General features: G+C 53.9%; 2 tRNA genes and 1 rRNA gene. All 3 read left to right on the top strand.

The window, feature by feature from the left end:
- Nucleotides 1-203, top strand: a 16S ribosomal RNA gene (locus tag AC1DZT_RS25305); the annotation flags it as partial.
- Nucleotides 204-446: 243 nt separating this feature from the next.
- A tRNA-Ala gene (locus AC1DZT_RS25310) sits at nucleotides 447-522 on the top strand.
- 7 nt (nucleotides 523-529) lie between these two features.
- Nucleotides 530-606 (top strand) — tRNA-Ile (locus AC1DZT_RS25315).
- Nucleotides 607-924 lie beyond the last annotated feature (318 nt).

Below are 924 nucleotides of genomic sequence, written 5' to 3' on the forward strand. Positions count from 1 at the left end.
CGCTAGTAATCGCGTAACAGCATGACGCGGTGAATACGTTCCCGGGCCTTGTACACACCGCCCGTCACACCATGGGAATTGGATCTACCCGAAGGTGGTGCGCCAACCTGCAAAGGAGGCAGCCAACCACGGTAGGTTCAGTGACTGGGGTGAAGTCGTAACAAGGTAGCCGTAGGGGAACCTGCGGCTGGATCACCTCCTTTCTAAGGATGTGCCCACCAGGTTGATTGTTCGCAATCGACCTACAGGACACACTTAGCAGAGACTAGTCATAGTCTCACAACGCGGCCAGGCCGTCCTCATATCCCTTCATAGCCGGTGCTCGAGCAATCGAGCACAAAACAGTCCAGTGGACTGTTTTGAGGCGGAGAAGGCCACGGCAGTGGCTAGAATGAAGCGCGTCTGCGCTTCGAAAGATCCTTTGATCCACACTGCCCGTGCCCATCGGGGCCTTAGCTCAGCTGGGAGAGCGCCTGATTTGCATTCAGGAGGTCATCGGTTCGATCCCGATAGGCTCCACCAAGGAATTGGGTCGGTAGCTCAGGTGGTTAGAGCGCACGCCTGATAAGCGTGAGGTCGGAGGTTCAAGTCCTCCTCGACCCACCAATACTCCGCAAGAAGATCACATCATCAAGCACATGAACCATGTGTTTGATCGTCTGATCTTCAGACGACATTGACATCGTATAGAGAGAAAAACATCGGTATCGTTTGATGCGCCCGAGTATGGGATGCATCTGCCTTACGAGGCAAGAACGATACTGTTTCCAAGTCTAGTACACTAACCGGTGCGACCTTCGGGTTGCACGGTGGGAAGTACAAGTTTTTGGTCTTGAGAGGGTGAGCGCTTTGAACCAGCGGTCTTGCTCTTTCTGGATCAAATCAAGCGCGAAAAGGGCGTTTGGTGGATGCCTTGGCAGCAAG

It is taken from the genome of Rhodobacter sp. P1_C2, from assembly GCF_056406375.1.